Below are 402 nucleotides of genomic sequence, written 5' to 3' on the forward strand. Positions count from 1 at the left end.
GATGAACGAAAGTGTCTTCGAAACATGCCATCAGGCGCTGCGTAAGCGTCGTTCCGCTGCGCGCGCAGCCGGCGATGAATATCTTGTTGTAGCGCGCCGTGTCCGATTTTACCCAAAGCCGCCACAGCCGCTTCAAGTCCAGCGCCAGTCGCCGGATCTCCCTGATCGGTCGCCTGGCGGCCTCGCGCAAAAGCGCCTCTGACTTGCGTGCAAGGTCCATTCCCGACACTCCCGCCGGCTATGTTCCGCCGCCGGCACCGGCATGCGAGGTTGAATGATCATCTCCGATCCGCTGTCTCTTTGGCCGATATGCCGGCAGAATTCCAGTCTTCTTCGTTAAGCCAATCTTCACCCTGTTGCGGCACGGTTGCCCTCCTGCGGCGATGTTTCGAGTACCGCGGC

Annotated in this window: 1 pseudogene; it reads right to left on the minus strand. The window is 60.7% G+C overall.

Going from position 1 to position 402, the window contains the following annotated elements:
- Positions 1–220, minus strand: a pseudogene (locus tag EN857_RS33420) (sulfotransferase); the annotation flags it as partial.
- Positions 221–402: the final 182 nt, after the last annotated feature.

It is taken from the genome of Mesorhizobium sp. M4B.F.Ca.ET.214.01.1.1, assembly GCF_004791545.1.
Lineage (GTDB): Bacteria > Pseudomonadota > Alphaproteobacteria > Rhizobiales > Rhizobiaceae > Mesorhizobium > Mesorhizobium abyssinicae.